Source organism: Arthrobacter pascens, from assembly GCF_030815585.1.
Taxonomy (GTDB): domain Bacteria; phylum Actinomycetota; class Actinomycetes; order Actinomycetales; family Micrococcaceae; genus Arthrobacter; species Arthrobacter pascens_A.
Window position 1 is genome coordinate 2,084,842 of the sequence record NZ_JAUSWY010000001.1, and the last position, 15,676, is coordinate 2,100,517.

A 15,676-nucleotide genomic window follows, 5' to 3' on the forward strand; every position below is an offset into this window, starting at 1 on the left:
TCAGCGGGTCCTGACCACCTACCGCCCACCATTCGAGAAAGCGCTCTCTGCCGCCGTCGTCACCAACTTCGTGGACACACCCGGCTCCACTGCTGGCACGGCACTGAGCTGGATGCGAGTTCGTCGTCGGATCAGCACCGATGCGAAGACTTAGCTGGACGACGGCCGGCACCTGCTGGGACTGCGTCTATGAACTTGTGTGCAACAACGCAGATTCGAGTCCCACGCCTTGGATCCCGCCAGCCGTCGCCCTTAATATCCAGAGCGCAGGTGTGCCGCTCAAGGCAGGCATCACCTCTCCCCTGATGATGAACCTCGCGTCACCCGGATCCCCAACGGCTGACCACCATCCGGTTTTAGGGCAGTGGTGCCCGGTGCGTGATGGTTCCTCGAGTACGAGAGTCGAAGCAGCAGGGCGACGTTTCTTCATGACATTTCCTTCACCGAGAGGGGCCTGCGGATACCGGCCTTGGTTGATAGTGCATGTAGCCAGTCTAGCGATTGTCAACAATCTACGATAGCCCTAAAGTGATGATTTTGTTCTTGTATTCCGACAGAGGGCGACCTGTCACGGTTCCCAGGGCGGCCACTTGTCGAACGGCACCTGGTCCAACTCTGGAAGGAACCACCTTCACCGGTGCCTGTCCTGCCCTCCGAATCAGAGCGAGGCAAGGACTCCCGCGAGCAACAGCCAGGACACAAACCCCGTCCGCAGGTCCCGCCAGATCATGTCGCCGCGACTCAACAAAATCATGAGCGAGTAGGAAACGAAAACAGGACCCAAGCCTACGAAGCGTTGTCCCAAGTCGTGGTGCCGCGCCCCTCCCGTGCACTCAGAGAAGGGCCCGTCGTCAACGGACAAAACGTACGGTTATCGGATCCTCAGTGGCGTGCCCGGGTTACCCCTGGCCGTGGTGCCGAAAGCGCAAACGGGCCGCACCCTCAATGAGGGGCGGCCCGCGCGTCAGTAGCGTGTCAGGTGAGACGGCGCTCAGTCGAAGCCATGGCAGTAGACCTTGCGAATGGTCTCGGTGACCTCCCAGCGGCCCGACCAGTCCTTGGGCTGCACGATTACGTCGCCGCCGGAGATCTCGTAGCTCGTGCCGGTGGCGCCGTCGGTGACGGTCGCGCGGCCGCTCACTATGTAGCACACCTCGGTGTCCGCGCGAGGGGTCACCTGCCAGCCACCGGGCTGGCACTCCCAGACCCCAGTCTTGATGGCCGTGTCGAACTTTAGGATCGACGTCTTGGGGTCACCCGAGTCGTAGCCAGGACGGTGGCCGTTAGGCTCAAGCTCCCCGGCGATCGTGGCCGCAGGTACGTAAATGTACGGACGCATAAGTTCTCCTTCTGTTGTACTGTCAATTGTTGACAATCGTAACGCATGCCGCAGCTAATGTCTAAGGCATGGAACGGCCAAGGGGCCCCAAGGCCGGCCTGCACTGCCGAAGACCAGGCCGTATCCCCGCAGGGGTGCCTTCCAGCTAGAAGGCACCTCTGCTGTCATAGTGTCGCGACATGACACTATTGCGAATCGTTCTTGATAAGGTGACGGCATTCACTACCTGCGTATGTAAGGATCGACCATGTTCCCCGACCTCCCCCTCGGCGGCAAGAGATGAGTCCGACGGCGGCGCGAAAGTTGCGCCCGAAAGTTACCCGGCGACGTCCTGTCAGGGTTGAACCTGCTCCGCAGCTGCTACTGGCCAGCCAACTGATCTTCAACATCGGCTTCTATGCAGTAGTGCCATTCCTCGCCGTAGCCATGCGGAACGACTTCGGCATGGGGGCGATGGCAATCGGAATCGTCCTTGGTGCGCGCACGTTCGCCCAGCAAGGTCTGTTCCTTTTCGGCGGGGTCCTTGCTGACCGCTGGGGAGCACGGCAGTCGATGATCACGGGCTGCCTGGTGCGGATTGCCGGCTTTCTGATGCTGGCCTGGGCCGCGGACTTCCCGCTATTCCTACTCGGGGCCGTCGTCACAGGCATTGGTGGTGCACTGTTTTCAACCGCGCTGCAAAGCCTTGTGGCCTCTGCCTCCCAGGGCGGCATCACTCAGAAAGGGGACGCCCAGGACGGCACAGCCGAAGATGACACCGTTCACAGCGGCGACGGCAGGCAGCCCAACAGATCCACGCTCTTTGCATTGCTAGTGGTGTGCGGGGAGGTGGGTGTGGTTGTCGGTCCGCTGTTGGGATCCCTTCTACTCAATACCGGTTTTGATACTTCCCTGTTGGCAGGGGCCGCTGTCTTTGCCGTGATGGCTCTGGTCTTTTGGCTGTTCCTGCCGAAGACCCGAACCCAAGCGACCGAAACGTCAGCCGAACTGCCCGGCCACTCGCCGACGTCGGGCCTTTGGTCCTGCCTCAGGGAGAAAAGGTTCATCGGGTTCGCAGCCTTCTACAGTGTCAATCTCCTGGCGGCCAACCAACTCTATTTCGGGCTTCCGGTAGAACTGGAACGCAGCGGCGCCGGCGTCCAGGCCCTGGCGGTCATCTTTGCCTACGCGTCCGTCCTGACAATCACCCTTCAGTGGCCAATTGCACGGCTCATGCGCAGGGCCGGACCGAAAATCGCGCTTCCCCTGGGCTTTGCCCTCCAGTCCATGGGCTTCGCTTCCCTCGCGGCATTGGCGATCATCCCTCCGCCAAGCGATCTCCCTATGTTGCCGGCCATCTCGCTGGTGACAGGCCTTGCCCTCGGCAACATGTGCGTGACACCAATGGCCATGGGACTGGTACTCGAGTTTTCCGTCGGGCGTCCCACTGGCGCGTACTACGGGTTGCTGGCCAGCGCCGGAGGGCTAGCCGTCGTTATCGGCAACACAGCCCTGGCCCCGCTCTACGAACTCGCCTACACGCCGTCAAACACTGCACCCGCCCCCTGGCTCCTCACGTCGCTGCTCGGGGCGATCACGGCAACATTCATTCGCCGTTTCGTCCCCAAATCTGCGGCCCGCTCTGCAATTCAACGAGAATTCCAGACTGCCTGAGATCAGGCGGGCCTGGGTGCAGATGCTGCGGTGGCAGGCGTTGCCTGCCGGTCACGTGGGGAATGCCGTGCGGTGTCCGGCTACAGCGATGATGAGCGCGATGGCAGCGAGCCCTGCCATCGCGACCGGGAGAACCAGACCATCGAAGTTGCTGATCACCACTGCGCCCGCCACACCGGCTGCGAAGATCGCCAGGTTGAACGCGACGCCGAGCATCGAGTTGGCGACATCGGCGTTCTCGCCACTTGCCGCGCTGATGGCCGTTTGCAGCTGGGCTGCCGCGCCGCCGAAGGCGACGCCCCACAGCACGATCGCGGCAATCACCGCCACCACCGAGACCTGGCCGACGGAAAAGATCACGCCGGCCGCGATGAAGCACCCGAGGCTCAACAGGACCAGGCGTCGAAGCCCCTTGTCAATCACTGCCCCTGTAATGGCAATTCCGGCGATGGCCGCCGCTCCGAACGTCACGAGTGCGACCTCCACCGAGAGCTGAAGGCTTGCCGTGCGGAGGTAGGAGCCGATGTAGGTGTAGAGGATGTTGTGCCCCAGCATCCAGCAGACGATAACGCCGAGGACAACCGCGACGCCCGGGATCGCGAAGACCCGCACCAGAGGAACCCGTGTCCCGGCCCGTTGGCCGGACGCGTCCGGGACCAGGAAGACCGCGAGCAGCAAGGTAACGACGGTGAGGATTGTGAGCACGCCGAAGGACCAGCGCCAGTGGAAGGTCGTGCCCAGCCATGAGCCAAAAGGCGTCCCGACTGCCAGCCCGGCAGGGGTGCCAAGGCACGCAACGGACAAGGCGCGGCCGGCGTGTTCCGGGGCGGTTATGCGGCGGGCGTAGCCGGCGAGCATGCCCCACAGTAGACCGGAGAATGCGCCGGCAAGGAGCCGTGCTCCCAGAGAAAGCACAATATCCGTGGAGAAAGCGGTGATGAGGTTTGCGGCCAGGAAGCCAATGATCCCGACAAGGAAAACGGGCTTCCGGCGCATACCCCGGGTCATGGCGATGGCAGGCATCGCGGCAATGACGGTGCCCAGGGCGTAGGCGCTGACGAACTGCCCCGCTGTTCCTTCGGTGATATTCAGCCCGGCACCGATTTGCGGCAGCAGGCCGGCGGGCATGGCTTCGGTCGCGATCAGCAGGAAGCCCATCAAAGCCATGATCAGCAGGGCTGCCCACGGGAAGCGCCCGGCCGGAACCGGAGAATCGCTTTTCTGGGTCGATGCCCGCCTCTCTTCATAGGTGTCGAGGTTTTCGTGGGGCTGTCCGTCCACCGGCGTTGTGCCGGCGTCGTCCTGGATGGTCGCGCGGGTCAAAATCGGTTCCATTCTTTGTGCGGAAGGTTTTGCGATCAGCTGCTCAGGCGAGGCTGATGGTCCGTTCACGATCTCGATGGTGGTCTATTCCATCTGAACAGCCACCGGCGAAGAGGGGGAGCCTCTGTTGTTACAGGTACCGGGAGGGACCCTTAAGACGGTGAGCCGTCCCGCCATGGAGATTCACTCCAGGCAGGACGGCGCGCCAGCGCTGCTGCCGCTCCCAGGCCGTGAAGCCGCCGTCGACCGGAAGCGCGACGCGGGAAACGCTCTCGGCCTACCCGATCACGCCGTGCTTGGTCGCAGGTACGTCGCTCGCGGCGATGCGTTCGACCTCATGAGCCCAATTCGTCATTTCGGTCCTCCGTGGATCGTGCTTCCCGTATGGTCGGCCAGCGAGGTGAGGAGTGCAGCCTGGAAGCGTTCATCACGTGCCGCCTGATGCGGCGTTTGGGTTTTCTGGTGGTGCCAGTACTGACCGCTCGGGGGTGCTTCCGGGTTCCCGGACGTCGCCAGCCAGGCCTGCGTGACGTGGCCGAGTCGGAGGTCGTCGCTGGCGCCCGGCCCGCCCATCCGGGTCGGCACCCAGCCGGGATCGACGGCGTACGCACTCACGTCAGGCCACAGCCTTGCAACGGCCGCCGCGAGGGCAGTAACAAATAGTTTGCTGTCGGAGTAAGAGCGGGACTCCTGTCCCCCGCTCCAGTCCACTCCGGCGAGGTCAGCGCGGCCGCTGTGGTGCATGCTGCTGCTGAGGTAAATAAGCCGGTCAGGCTGTTCCATTTCCGCGGTGAGGACGAAGGGAGCGACGACGTTCACCGGCAGCAGGGACGGCCCGCCGATAACGCCGGCGTTGTGGACCACTGCGTCGAAACGGCCCAGTGCGTTTGCTTGCTGGACCAGACGACGGACCTCGTCGGGCCTGGCGAGGTCGCCCACCACGGCCTCTGCGCCGCGGTCGAGGAGGTCTTGGACGGCGGCCAGCCGCTCGCTTGTGCGCGCATGCACGACGACGGAGTGGCCGTCGTCGAGCAGCGCTTTGGCTGCCGCACGGCCGAGGCCGTCGCTGGAACCCGTAACGAGGATGCGGGACACTGTTTTTCCTTCCGTTCGGGAACGTTGTCTAGTGAAAGCTCAGTCGAGAGGTGTCACGAAGGTACGGAAGTCCTTTCGTTCGCTGTAGATGCGCCAGAGGGTCTCAGACAGGGCCGCTGGCTCGTGCGCCGGGTCGCCTCCGCCGATGCCCAACGGGATGATGAGCTGCGCGACGTGGATGCCTTCGGGTGCCAGGGCGTCGTGGAGCATTTGGGCGTATGCGGATTCGGCGGCGAACGCGGCGGAGGTGCCGGCGTAGTTGTGGTTGGGCCGGACAGCACTGGAGCCGTTGACGAACAGGGCGGTTCCGCGGCCGAGGACCCGCATGCCGGGAAGTACCGCGCTGACGGCGGCGGCAGCGCCAAGCGCGGAGAATTCAAGCGCCGATCGCAGGTCTTCGCGCGTCGTTTCAAGAACGGGCCGGAGATGTTCCTTGGCTGGCACAGGGCTGTACTGGAGGATTTCGATCGGCCCCAGCTTCGTCGGCTGCCCGGGCAAGAGCCGTGTTGAGCGACTCATGGTCACGGACGTCGACGGCGTAACCGCGGGCGGTGATGCCGGCGCCGGCCAGTTCCGCCGCGAGTGCATCCACATGTTCCTGGGTACGGGAGAGGAGTGCGACGTTGAAGCCTTCGGCTCCGAAGCGGCGGGCAGAGGCGAGACCCAGGCCGGGCCCGGCACCGATCATCGCGATCGTGGTCTTCATGGTGTTCCTTCTTTCGTGGATGGTAGTCAGGACGAGGCGCCCTGCTGGTCAGGCTGGTGGCCGCGGCGATCCTGTGCGCGTGCAGCCTGGCCTCAAGCTATGTCCCGGGTCGTATTTCCCGTCGACGGCGGCGACACCTCTCAGTTGCGGCGGCAGCACCGCCGTCGTCAGCCGTCCGTCCGCGTCCTTTCGGACGCGGGCTGGACGGCGTTTCCGTACTCGCTGGCCGCCCACGAGGCGAGCAGTTGCATGCGCTCGGCCGACGGTGACCCCGGCTCCGCTGTGTAGATCGTGAGAGTCAGGCCAGGCTCGGCGGCCATTTCCAGGCCCTCGAACGCGAGTGTCATTTCGCCAACGATGGGGTGATTGAAGGTTTTGAAACCAGTGCCGTGGTGGCGGACGTTGTGCGCACCCCAAAGCTTGCGGAACTCCTCGCTGCGGGTTCCCAGCTCACCAATGAGGTCATGGAGCTCTTTGTTGCGCGGGTCCCGGCCCGCCTCCGTGCGCAGGATGGAGACCGTCACCTCCGCGAAAGCGTCCCAGTCCGGATAGAAGTCGAAAGCACGTTCATCCAGGAAGGTGAACCGCGCGATGTTCGGTGGTTGGCCCGGCATGTCATAGCAATCCTTGTAGAACGCCCGCGCCAAGGGATTGACCGCCAGCAGATCCATCCGGCCGTTGCGAACGAATGCCGGACCGGCCGTGATCGCATCAAGTGCCCACTGCAGGCTCTGATGCGGCACATAGGACTTCGAGCTCCGCCGGCGCGGAGGCCGCGCAACCGGGCTGGCCACATGGGCTAGATCGAACAGGTGGGCCCGCTCGGCGTCGTCCAGGCACAATGCCCTGGCAATGCTCTCAAGTACCTGCGGGGAGGCGCCGCTGATCGCGCCGCGCTCGAGGCGGGTGTAATACTCCACGCTCAAGCCGGCCAGGGTGGCTACCTCGCTACGGCGCAGGCCATTGACACGCCGGTTCGTCCCAGAGGGCAATCCGACCTGTTCAGGGGCGACCTGAGCGCGCCGCGAGATGAGGAATTCGCGTACTTCCGCTCGATTGTCCATGTCATCCACGCTATGCCAACCCCCATTTCTGAGGGAGTCCCTTGCAGTACCTCTATCGCGCACGACCCTACAGCTGGAGAAGGCGCGGCTCGTCCATGGCCTCGGTCGGGAACGCAGACTGCAACGTTCAATCACCCCGGACCTATTCCGACACTGCGAAGGCTGGATGAGCCCGCGGCCTGGGAGTTGCCGCGGGCTCCACTGCATTACTTCAGATTGGTGCGGAAGAACGTGGTGAGCTTGTCGAACGGGATGAGGCCGACGCGATCATAGAGATCAACGTGACCCGCCCCAGGAACCATGACGAGTTCTTTGGGCTCCGCAGCCAGCTGGTATGCGTTCTCGCTGAACTCACGGGAGTGCGCTTGGTCACCAGTGATGAAAAGCAGCGGACGCGGAGAGATGATTTCCAGGTCCGCAAACGGATAGAAGTTCATGAATTTGGCGTTGGTGGCCAGCGTGGGATGCGTCGTTGTGTTCGGGCAGTACCCACGGGCAGTCCGGTAGAAGTCGTAAAACTCCCTGTCCACAGCACTCGACTCTGCCGTGAGCTCTTCGGGCGTGCCGCCCGTGTACTGGATCTTCCCACCGGCGAACTCGGAATCCCGCTGCTTGGCGGCTTGCTCGATCATCGCCCTGCGCTGTTCCAGGGTCACGGATTTCCGGAGCCCGTCACGGTTAGCGGCGCCCATGTCATACATGCTCACGGTGGCGATGGCCTTGATCCTCGGATCGAGCTTTGCCGCACTGATCACGAAGCTGCCGCTGCCGCAGATCCCGATCGCCCCAACGCGTTCCTTGTCGACGAACGGCTGCGCCCGCAGATAGTCCACGGCAGCGCTGAAGTCTTCGCTGTAAATCTCAGGGGCGACGGCATTCCCGGGCTTGCCTGCACTTTCGCCCCAGAACGACAGGTCGAAGGAGAGCGTGACAAATCCCTGTTCCGCCATCTTCGTCGCGTAAAGGTTAGCGGCCTGTTCCTTCACGGCGCCCATGGGATGCCCCACCACCAGTGCCGGGTGCGTGGTTCCGCGATCCAGATCATCAGGGACGAACAGATTGCCGACCACCTTCATCTCGTAGCGGTTCTTGAACGAGATCTTCCGTACCGTGACGCGATCGCTCGTGTAGAAGTTATCTGCCCCGTTCGACGTATCCCCCGGTTCGAGGTCCTTCCTCGAAGCAGCTGGGGCGGCGAATGCCTGCTCGGCTCCTGCCAGCCCAACTGCGCTAGACAGTCCGATGGCCGCCGCTCCTATACCTGTCAGCATCATCAGGTTCCGGCGTGACACTCCTGGCTCCGCGCCGGTTTCCCCAGTGCTCATGTTGTGGCTTCCGTCAGTATTCGTGCTCATCGTGATGTCATCCTCGTGATAGTCGTTTACGAAGGTTGAAACTTTTCTGCTTCCCTTCGACCCCACCACAGCCCGCCCACGCAAGGGAGCCTCTGCTGGGCGGTGCCCTCCGGAGAGAGGTACCGACAGGGACTCCCTACGTCGAGCGATCCTCGCTAGCGTGGACATTGGTGGCATCCGGACGAACGGGGCCCCTCCGCCGGGGCCCTCCCGATCATGCTGCCGAATCCCAACATCCTTGAGGCGGATCGACAGGCTCGGGACCGCCGAGATTCAGGCCGAAGTCGGGTGTGTATGAGCGGGGCCCGAAAGAACCGCTCAGCTGGCGTCGCACTGTCTACATATCGTGAACAGTTCCGTTTGCTTTCAACAAGCAGTGTCATCTCGCTGCGGAAAGGCCACCAGGTGAGATTTCGCACCGTCGTCTTTGCGGTCGCCGTCGGCATTGCCACCTCGCTCACCGGATGCAACGCGGCCGCCCCAACTCCGTCCGCAACCGGTGCGGCGCCGTCAGCATCACCGAGCGCCGGTTCGCCAGCACCCGAATCACCGACCACCGCTCCGCCAGAGGAGGCAACCGTGGATTCCATCATCGGCGCCGTCGTCCGCTTTACCGCCCCGCGAGGGTCAGTGGATATGACGATCGACGAAGACAACCCCGCCGTACGCGACCTGCTGTCCATGCTGCCCATGAACCTCACCTTTGAAGACTTCGCCGGGCAGGAAAAGATCGCCTACCCGCCGCGCGGTGTGCAGTTCGCCGGGTCTGCGCCGTCGGCTGCGGGTGCCGGAGATGTCGCCATCTACACACCTTGGGGCAACATCGCCTTCTTCTACGCCGGCGAGCGGGGCGCGCCCTCGGAGCAGATCGTTCACCTCGGAAGGTTCAATGCCACCTTCGAGCAGCTCAAGCTGCTCGAAGAGGGCGAGGTCACCGTAGACATCCTCGAGTGACCCGGCTATGAACGTACCCATGAGACGCACTTGGACGTATGAGGCCGTCGCATTTCCTTCATGTAGCGGATGATGGGCAACCACCGCTGCCCGCCCACAATCCCCAGCGTGTAGTTGACTGGGCATTCCGGCCTTCGAACCGTGGTGCTTCTTGCGCTTCCGATCTCTTGACGAAGTCGGCGATTCGTCGCTAACATCCATCGTCCGCTGTCATCCGTCTTCGTTGCCTATCGCAATTGAAAGGGATTCGCATGCCCGACACCTATGACGTCGATGTGGTCAGAGAGTTCGACGCTCCGCTGAGGCGCGTCTGGGCAGCCTGGACAGAACCAGGTGACCTGCGCCGGTGGTGGGGGCCAACGGGTTTCACATGCCCGCGCGCGGAAGCCGACGTTCGACCCGGCGGCCGAATCCTCGTGACGATGCGCGCACCCATGGAGTGGGGCGGGTCCGAACAGCACAGCACATGGAATATCACCGAGTTGGAACCATTGCGTCACATCCGCTACGTGTTCAACTTCGCTGATGCCAATGGCAACCGCATCACGCCGACAGAGGCGGGCATTCCCGCCGACGGTGTTCCCGCCGACGGCGAACACGAGGTGGTGCTGACCGACCTCGGCGACGGGCGCACGATGCTGCACATGACCGAGCGCGGGTACAGTACCCAAGAGGCACGGGACTTGTCGCAGAGTGGCCTTGAGCAGTGCCTCGACAAGATGGCCGCGCTCGTGGAGGGCGTTGGGCGCTGAGTGCCGTCGTAATATGACTCGCCGTATCCGATTTCCGGTCTGGGCAGCCGTTCGTGATCACTGCAGAGCGATGCCGCCGTATGTATTACGCCAGATCACATAGGACGAATGCGCCCTTTTCCGCGCCACCGTCCGCCACGGGCGTCCGATCCGTCAGCAGCCCGCAGGATCCTCTCCGCGCGGTTGAGGCCGAGGCCGTTCGCCTCCTCGCGGTGAGCTGTCCAACGTGCGCGACCACGTCCCGGCGGTTCACCGGGCCGGCGCCGGACAGACTAGTCAAGTGCACCGACCCCAGTAATGCGTGAGAGTCCCATGAGTTCAGCCAGAGCGGACTCTCCGGGGCACGGTCGGTCGTGCATCAGCTCAATGCGCCGGGTGGTGTGTTTCACCTGTAGGCAAGAGAACGTAGACCTGCTCTGAGATCTCGGCGAGGATCTCGTCAACGGACCTGGAGATGTTGATGGTAACCGCCATGCTGAGGAACATGATCGCGGAGACGATGTGGGCCAGCGTGGCAGCGTTTCGGGGCTCGACGCGGGGGTCACGCGTCAGTACGTCGGCAATCGCCTCCTCGGTCTGAACGGTCAGGGCGAGGGCGTCGCGGTGGTGGGGTTCCCCGGGGTCCCCGAACACAACCTCTCGAAGGTAGGTTCGGCCGTTGTCGATCCGCTTTCGGTTGCACTCCACGACCGGGCGGACGATTGCCATTACTGCCTGGAACGTATCAGGGATCGCCTCGGCGGCCGTTCTACCCGCGACGAGCGCGTCGGCGTAGGAGGAGTTTTGCACGAGCAGGAGCAACTCGGCCTTGGTCTTGGCGTACAAGAACAAAGTCCCCGTTCCAATGTCAGCCTTGTCGGCGATCTGCTGAGTGGTGACTTCATCGACACCATGTTCAGCGAAGAGCTCTGCTGCGGCGGCCGTGATGCGGTCGAGCTTGTGCTGCTTGTTCCGCTCACGCCGTCCGACTGGCTGAGATGCGACTGACATTCGTGTCCTCCGGGAATATAATCTGACTATGCTCAGTTATGAGCATAGTCACTACTGTGTGGGCTCAGTAGGTTTATTGTCCCATAGCGGCCGAAAATCGGCCTATCGTGGTTGCGGCGCTAATGACCTCCCAAAACGGACCCGGCCGACCTGGTCCGCACCGTCTTGGACGCCGTCGAAGCTGACGAATACGAAGTTCTCGCCGACGAAACATCCGTGCAGCTCAAGGCCGGGCTCAGCGCCCCCATCGAGGCTCTCTACCCGCAGTTGCAGGGCACAAACTCCAGGAGCCAGTCATGACAACGACCCGGCAGGTCGCGCTCGTGACCGGCGCTTCCTCAGGCATCGGCAAAGCGGCAGCGATCGCACTCGCCGCCGCGGGTTACCAGGTGATCGGAACCGGCCGCAACACCGCGCGAGTCACCGCGCCCGCCGGGGTGACCTACCTCGATCTCGACGTGACCAGCGACGAATCGGTCGCCTCAGTGGTCAAGCAGGTGATCGACCAATTCGGGAACATCAACGTCCTGGTCAACAACGCCGGTGTCGGCGCCACCGGTGCGGCCGAGGAATTCTCCGTCGCCCAGACGCAGGACATCTTCGACATCAACGTCTACGGCGTCATCCCGGGGTCGGGAGATGATCTTCGAGTGGGGGCCTTCCAGTAGTCCATCCCCTGCTGTGGGGGCTGATCGGTGCGGATCCACAGCAGGATTGATGATGCGAACGGCTTCTTCGTGTACGGAATCGTGGTGGACATTTTCCTGTCCTTTCGGTGAGTTTCGGTGCCGGTCAGCGGGCGAGGAACTCGACCGCGACGGGGGCGAACTTCTCGTGGAACTGGAAGATGCCGCCGTGTCCGGAGTCGGGGTAGATGATCAGCTCGGATCCATTGATGCGCCGGTGCAGGTCCTCGGAGAGGATCGAGGGCACCATGCGGTCGTTGTCGCCGTTGGCGATCAGGGTGGGCTGGGTGATCGACGACAGGTCAGCAGGCGTCCCTCGCCCCCACTTCTTGATGGCCTTCAGCTGGGTCTGGAAGGCCTTGATGCTTATGGGGGCGTCGCGGTCGGCGGTGCGCTCCTGGAGGCGTTTCACGAACGCCCTCCCGGCCTGTTTGCCCTCCGCGTCACGGTTGAAGAACAGGAATTCCTTGGCATCGGACCGGGTCAGGGTTGCGCGGAGGACGTCGTAGTACGTGGTTCCGATGACCTTGTCCAGGTCCTTTCCGCCCCTGGGACCGGTGCCCGTGAGGACAAGCTTGCGGACGAGCCCGGGGTGTTTGAGGACTAGGGCCTGGGCCACCATGCCGCCGAGGGAGAAGGAGAAGATGTCGATCTTCTCGTGTCCGAGGGCCTTGATGAAGGTGTAGGCGTCGTTGGCCATCGCCTCGATACTGTCGGGCACTTGGCCGGTGGAGGCGCCGACACCCTGGTTGTCGAACGTGATGACGTGATGGCTTTTCGCGACGGGGTCGATGATGCGCGGATCCCAGTTATCCAGGGTCGCGGCCAGATGGACGAAAAAGACGACGGGGATACCGCCCTTGGGCCCGAGTTCGCGGTAGGCGTAGCTGACGCCGCCGGCGCTGACGGTGCGGGCAGGCGCTTTGGCGTAGGAGGTGATAACGGGTCCTTTCAAACTGTCGTGCTTATTCATGATGGTGCTCCGGTGAGTGGGTTGTTGTTCGTTCGGTGATGAGGAGCATGGTTCTGCTGGGGTCGCGTTCAGTGGTTCCGCTCAGGGGTTGCTGATGACGGCCTTGCCGCGGATGCCGCCCTTTTCCAGGCCCTGGAGGGCTTGGATGGTCTGGTCAAAGGGGAAGACCCGCCCGACGACGGGGCGCAGACTCCCGTTGTCGATGAGGGCGGTGATCTGGCGCAGCTGGTCTCCGCTGGCGCGCATGAACAGGAACTCGTAGCTGACGCCCAGCTTCCTGGCCTGGCGGCGGATGCCTGCGCTAAGGCCAGTGACGATCAGGCGCAATATCGGATTCAGGCCGGCCTCGCGGGCAAATGCCGGGTCTGGAGGCCCGACAATCCCGATGGCCTTGCCTCCGGGTTTGAGCACCCGCAGGGACTTCTTGAGGTTCTCCCCGCCGAGGCTGTCCAGCACCAGGTCGTAGCCGCTCAGGAGCTGTTCGAAGTCCTGGCTGCGGTAGTCGATGACGGTGTCGGCGCCGAGCTCGCGCACGAACTCCAGGTTCGCGGCACTTGCGGTGGTCGCGACTGTCGCACCGAGGTGCTTGGCGAGCTGGATCGCGATCGATCCCACTCCCCCGGCGCCGGCGTGGATGAGGACCTTCTGTCCCGGCTGTACATGGCCGTGCTCAACAAGGGCCTGCCACGCGGTCAATGCGACCAGCGGCAGGGAGCCTGCCTCCTCCATGGTGATCAATGCCGGTTTGAGGGCCAGATCGGCCTCGTCGACGGCGATTCGCTCGGCGAAGGTGCCGATGCGGTCCTGGTCGGGGCGGGCGTAAACCTCATCCCCGGGTTTGAATGCGTGTACTTTCGATCCGACACGGATGACGGTTCCGGCGACATCGTTGCCGGGGATCAAAGGAAGCTTGTAGGGCAGGATTTGCTTGAACTCGCCCGCTCGGATCTTCTCGTCGAGCACGTTCAGTCCTGCGGCCTGGACCCGCACGAGCACATCCCCCTCCCCCACTGTTGGCTCGGGGACCTCCGATTCCTGCAGCGGACCCTTGTATTCGTTGATGACGAACGCTCTCATATTTCGTGCTCCTTCTTGGGATGTGGTGAAGTTGGTTTGGGTTGCCGTTACCGGCGGAGGAAATCCCGGGCCACGTCGACGAACGCGGAATAGTTTTGGAAGGCGACGCCATGGCCGGAATCCGGGAAGACCAGGACCGAAGCGCTGGCTAGCTGCCGGGTGAGTTCGGTCGCGTTTGCGGAAGGCACCATACGGTCGCTGTCTCCGTGAACAATGAGCACAGGGCCGGTGAACTGCGAAAGATCAGAGGGCTGCTGCATACCCCACCGGTGCAACGCGGCCAACTGCGCCCGATAGACCCCCGGGGTGACCGCCTTGTCGCGTACGGCGGTCCGCTCCTTCAACCGGGCGAGATACTCGCGCGCGGCCTTCTTCCCGGCAGGGGTGCGGGTGAAAAACAGCAGCGCCTTCGGATCCTGGAACGTGAGGACCGCGCGTAAGACGCTCGCGATAGTTATACGGGTCATATCCGTGAGCCCTGGGCCTCCTGCCGGGCCGGACCCGGAAAGCACAAGCCGATCGATCAGCCCGGGCGCCCGCTCGACAAAAGCCTGGGCGACCATGCCACCCATCGACAGGCCAAACACGTCAACCCTGTCATATCCAAGGGCGCGGATCACCGCCACCATGTCCTCGGCCATGTCCTCGATCGAGTCACGAATGTGACCCGTGGAATCGCCGACGCCGCGGTACCCCACCGCGATCACGTGACGGTCCTCAGCCAGGCCATCGACGATGCGAGGATCCCAGCTGTCCAGATTCGCCCCGAGATGGGTCAGGACAACCAGCGGGACACCGGTTTGGGGGCCAAACTCGCGATACGCGAACTCCGCACCAACCGCCGAGATCCTCAGCGTCGGCGAATTCCGGCTCTGAGTCCTGAGTTGCTCTGACATGTTCATCTCCCTGTTGGGTCTCTCTCTGCATCCCCGAGTCTACTCAATTCTGAGCACACTCAATATTTGTGTCAAGGAAGGCCATTGTCGTCTTCACTCAAGGGTCCGCATACGGCAACGCCTCCGCGGCCGAGGCCGTGGACTATGGAGCCGTGAAAAACGTGCTCCAGGCGCTAGGTGGCCGACGTGTGCGCATCGCCCTCATGACAGCCATCGGGGTCACCCGCCGCGGCAGCACCCACGACTGGAAACGACGCAGCGAACGACTCGTCCGCGCCAGCGGCAACGCCTATACCATCATCCGACCCGGCTGGTTCGACTACAGCAACGGCGACCAATTGGAAATCACACTGCTCCAGGGCGACACCGCCACGCAGGGAGCCGAGCAGACGGTGCCATCGCCCGCCACCCAATCGCCCGGGTCCTGGTCGACAGCCTCGCCTCCAACATGGCCGATCACACGACCTTCGAACTCGTTGCCGAAAACGGACCCGCGCATGTTGATTTGGAGCCCATCTTCGAAACCTTGGACCGAGATCCGGTCGATTCGTTCGACGGGGCGCGGGACCAGGCCAACATGCCCGATGACGCCGAACCTGATCGCGTACGCCAAGACCTCAGGGCTCTGGGCGCAAACAAGCTGTCATACCCCGCACCGGTCCCCCCGAGTGCCGTCAAGTAGTGGCTGCGCGTCCTCATGAACTAACCCCTACGCTGGGGTCCGGAGATCGGGTCCTGAACACGGGATGAGCCTGACCTGAAGAGAGACAAACATCATATGTTAGACCCCTCCTCACCATGACAAACGGGTTG

At 63.2% G+C, this 15,676-nt stretch carries 17 protein-coding genes and 1 pseudogene; 7 read left to right on the forward strand and 11 right to left on the reverse strand.

The window, feature by feature from the left end; genetic code table 11:
• Positions 1-991 precede the first annotated feature (991 nt).
• The gene (locus QFZ30_RS09735; RefSeq protein WP_307075678.1) at positions 992-1,339 is read right to left on the reverse strand and encodes a cupin domain-containing protein; all 348 of its coding nucleotides are present in this window, start codon (positions 1,337-1,339) and stop codon (positions 992-994) included.
• Positions 1,340-1,642: 303 nt separating this feature from the next.
• Here QFZ30_RS09735 and QFZ30_RS09740 point away from each other — a divergent pair, with 303 nt between their 5' ends.
• On the forward strand, positions 1,643-2,992 hold the full coding sequence (locus QFZ30_RS09740; protein WP_307075680.1) for an MFS transporter: 1,350 nt from the start codon (positions 1,643-1,645) through the stop codon (positions 2,990-2,992).
• Between the two features lie 51 nt (positions 2,993-3,043).
• On the opposite strand, the gene QFZ30_RS09745 is transcribed toward QFZ30_RS09740, so the two are convergent.
• The 6 genes from QFZ30_RS09745 to QFZ30_RS09770 form a co-directional block, all read right to left on the reverse strand.
• A complete protein-coding gene (locus QFZ30_RS09745) occupies positions 3,044-4,315 on the reverse strand; it encodes an MFS transporter (protein ID WP_307075682.1) in 1,272 nt (423 codons plus the stop codon).
• A 351-nt stretch (positions 4,316-4,666) separates the two neighbouring features.
• Entirely contained in the window at positions 4,667-5,410 is a 744-nt protein-coding gene (locus tag QFZ30_RS09750) for an SDR family NAD(P)-dependent oxidoreductase (RefSeq protein WP_307075683.1), read from the reverse strand.
• Between the two features lie 39 nt (positions 5,411-5,449).
• Positions 5,450-5,854, reverse strand: a complete 405-nt coding sequence (locus QFZ30_RS09755; protein WP_307075685.1) for a hypothetical protein — start codon at positions 5,852-5,854, stop codon at positions 5,450-5,452.
• Complete coding sequence (locus QFZ30_RS09760; RefSeq protein WP_307075687.1) at positions 5,820-6,116, reverse strand: SDR family NAD(P)-dependent oxidoreductase; 297 nt, start codon at positions 6,114-6,116, stop codon at positions 5,820-5,822. The genes QFZ30_RS09755 and QFZ30_RS09760 overlap by 35 nt, the downstream gene beginning before the upstream one ends.
• A gap of 167 nt (positions 6,117-6,283) precedes the next feature.
• Positions 6,284-7,180: a helix-turn-helix transcriptional regulator gene (locus QFZ30_RS09765; RefSeq protein WP_307075689.1), complete on the reverse strand. Its 897-nt coding sequence runs from the start codon at positions 7,178-7,180 to the stop codon at positions 6,284-6,286.
• 206 nt (positions 7,181-7,386) lie between these two features.
• Positions 7,387-8,535 (reverse strand): alpha/beta hydrolase, encoded by a 1,149-nt coding sequence (locus QFZ30_RS09770; protein WP_307075691.1) that lies wholly within the window; start codon positions 8,533-8,535, stop codon positions 7,387-7,389.
• A gap of 405 nt (positions 8,536-8,940) precedes the next feature.
• Here QFZ30_RS09770 and QFZ30_RS09775 point away from each other — a divergent pair, with 405 nt between their 5' ends.
• Together QFZ30_RS09775 and QFZ30_RS09780 are read left to right on the forward strand one after the other, a co-directional pair.
• Positions 8,941-9,489, forward strand: a complete 549-nt coding sequence (locus QFZ30_RS09775; protein ID WP_307075693.1) for a cyclophilin-like fold protein — start codon at positions 8,941-8,943, stop codon at positions 9,487-9,489.
• A gap of 251 nt (positions 9,490-9,740) precedes the next feature.
• Positions 9,741-10,241: an SRPBCC family protein gene (locus QFZ30_RS09780; RefSeq protein WP_307075695.1), complete on the forward strand. Its 501-nt coding sequence runs from the start codon at positions 9,741-9,743 to the stop codon at positions 10,239-10,241.
• Between the two features lie 363 nt (positions 10,242-10,604).
• Here QFZ30_RS09780 and QFZ30_RS09785 read toward each other — a convergent pair whose 3' ends face one another.
• Positions 10,605-11,231: a TetR/AcrR family transcriptional regulator gene (locus QFZ30_RS09785; protein WP_307075697.1), complete on the reverse strand. Its 627-nt coding sequence runs from the start codon at positions 11,229-11,231 to the stop codon at positions 10,605-10,607.
• Positions 11,232-11,396: 165 nt separating this feature from the next.
• Between QFZ30_RS09785 and QFZ30_RS09790 the strand changes: the two genes are divergently transcribed.
• Positions 11,397-11,531, forward strand: a complete 135-nt coding sequence (locus QFZ30_RS09790; RefSeq protein WP_373462833.1) for a hypothetical protein — start codon at positions 11,397-11,399, stop codon at positions 11,529-11,531.
• Positions 11,528-11,899, forward strand: a complete 372-nt coding sequence (locus QFZ30_RS09795) for an SDR family NAD(P)-dependent oxidoreductase (RefSeq protein ID WP_307075700.1) — start codon at positions 11,528-11,530, stop codon at positions 11,897-11,899. The genes QFZ30_RS09790 and QFZ30_RS09795 overlap by 4 nt, the downstream gene beginning before the upstream one ends.
• Positions 11,900-12,023: 124 nt before the next feature.
• Here QFZ30_RS09795 and QFZ30_RS09800 read toward each other — a convergent pair whose 3' ends face one another.
• The 3 genes from QFZ30_RS09800 to QFZ30_RS09810 form a co-directional block, all read right to left on the reverse strand.
• Complete coding sequence (locus QFZ30_RS09800; RefSeq protein ID WP_373462834.1) at positions 12,024-12,872, reverse strand: alpha/beta fold hydrolase; 849 nt, start codon at positions 12,870-12,872, stop codon at positions 12,024-12,026.
• A 99-nt stretch (positions 12,873-12,971) separates the two neighbouring features.
• Entirely contained in the window at positions 12,972-13,967 is a 996-nt protein-coding gene (locus QFZ30_RS09805; RefSeq protein ID WP_307075703.1) for an NADP-dependent oxidoreductase, read from the reverse strand.
• A gap of 47 nt (positions 13,968-14,014) precedes the next feature.
• Positions 14,015-14,863: an alpha/beta fold hydrolase gene (locus tag QFZ30_RS09810; protein WP_307075705.1), complete on the reverse strand. Its 849-nt coding sequence runs from the start codon at positions 14,861-14,863 to the stop codon at positions 14,015-14,017.
• Positions 14,864-14,931: 68 nt separating this feature from the next.
• Here QFZ30_RS09810 and QFZ30_RS21970 point away from each other — a divergent pair.
• Both QFZ30_RS21970 and QFZ30_RS09815 read left to right on the forward strand, forming a co-directional pair.
• A pseudogene (locus tag QFZ30_RS21970) lies at positions 14,932-15,231 on the forward strand (NAD(P)H-binding protein); the annotation flags it as partial.
• Between the two features lie 80 nt (positions 15,232-15,311).
• Positions 15,312-15,545: a hypothetical protein gene (locus QFZ30_RS09815; RefSeq protein WP_307075707.1), complete on the forward strand. Its 234-nt coding sequence runs from the start codon at positions 15,312-15,314 to the stop codon at positions 15,543-15,545.
• Positions 15,546-15,676 lie beyond the last annotated feature (131 nt).

Bases quoted from the DNA above. Each gene is read 5' to 3' on its own strand.
- QFZ30_RS09795 (WP_307075700.1), top strand. From the start codon at position 11,528: ATGACAACGACCCGGCAGGTCGCGCTCGTGACCGGCGCTTCCTCAGGC.
- QFZ30_RS09815 (WP_307075707.1), top strand. From the start codon at position 15,312: ATGGCCGATCACACGACCTTCGAACTCGTTGCCGAAAACGGACCCGCG.
- QFZ30_RS09785 (WP_307075697.1), bottom strand. From the start codon at position 11,231: ATGTCAGTCGCATCTCAGCCAGTCGGACGGCGTGAGCGGAACAAGCAG.
- QFZ30_RS09780 (WP_307075695.1), top strand. From the start codon at position 9,741: ATGCCCGACACCTATGACGTCGATGTGGTCAGAGAGTTCGACGCTCCG.
- QFZ30_RS09810 (WP_307075705.1), bottom strand. From the start codon at position 14,863: ATGTCAGAGCAACTCAGGACTCAGAGCCGGAATTCGCCGACGCTGAGG.
- QFZ30_RS09805 (WP_307075703.1), bottom strand. From the start codon at position 13,967: ATGAGAGCGTTCGTCATCAACGAATACAAGGGTCCGCTGCAGGAATCG.
- QFZ30_RS09735 (WP_307075678.1), bottom strand. From the start codon at position 1,339: ATGCGTCCGTACATTTACGTACCTGCGGCCACGATCGCCGGGGAGCTT.
- QFZ30_RS09765 (WP_307075689.1), bottom strand. From the start codon at position 7,180: ATGGACAATCGAGCGGAAGTACGCGAATTCCTCATCTCGCGGCGCGCT.
- QFZ30_RS09770 (WP_307075691.1), bottom strand. From the start codon at position 8,535: ATGAGCACGAATACTGACGGAAGCCACAACATGAGCACTGGGGAAACC.
- QFZ30_RS09760 (WP_307075687.1), bottom strand. From the start codon at position 6,116: ATGAAGACCACGATCGCGATGATCGGTGCCGGGCCCGGCCTGGGTCTC.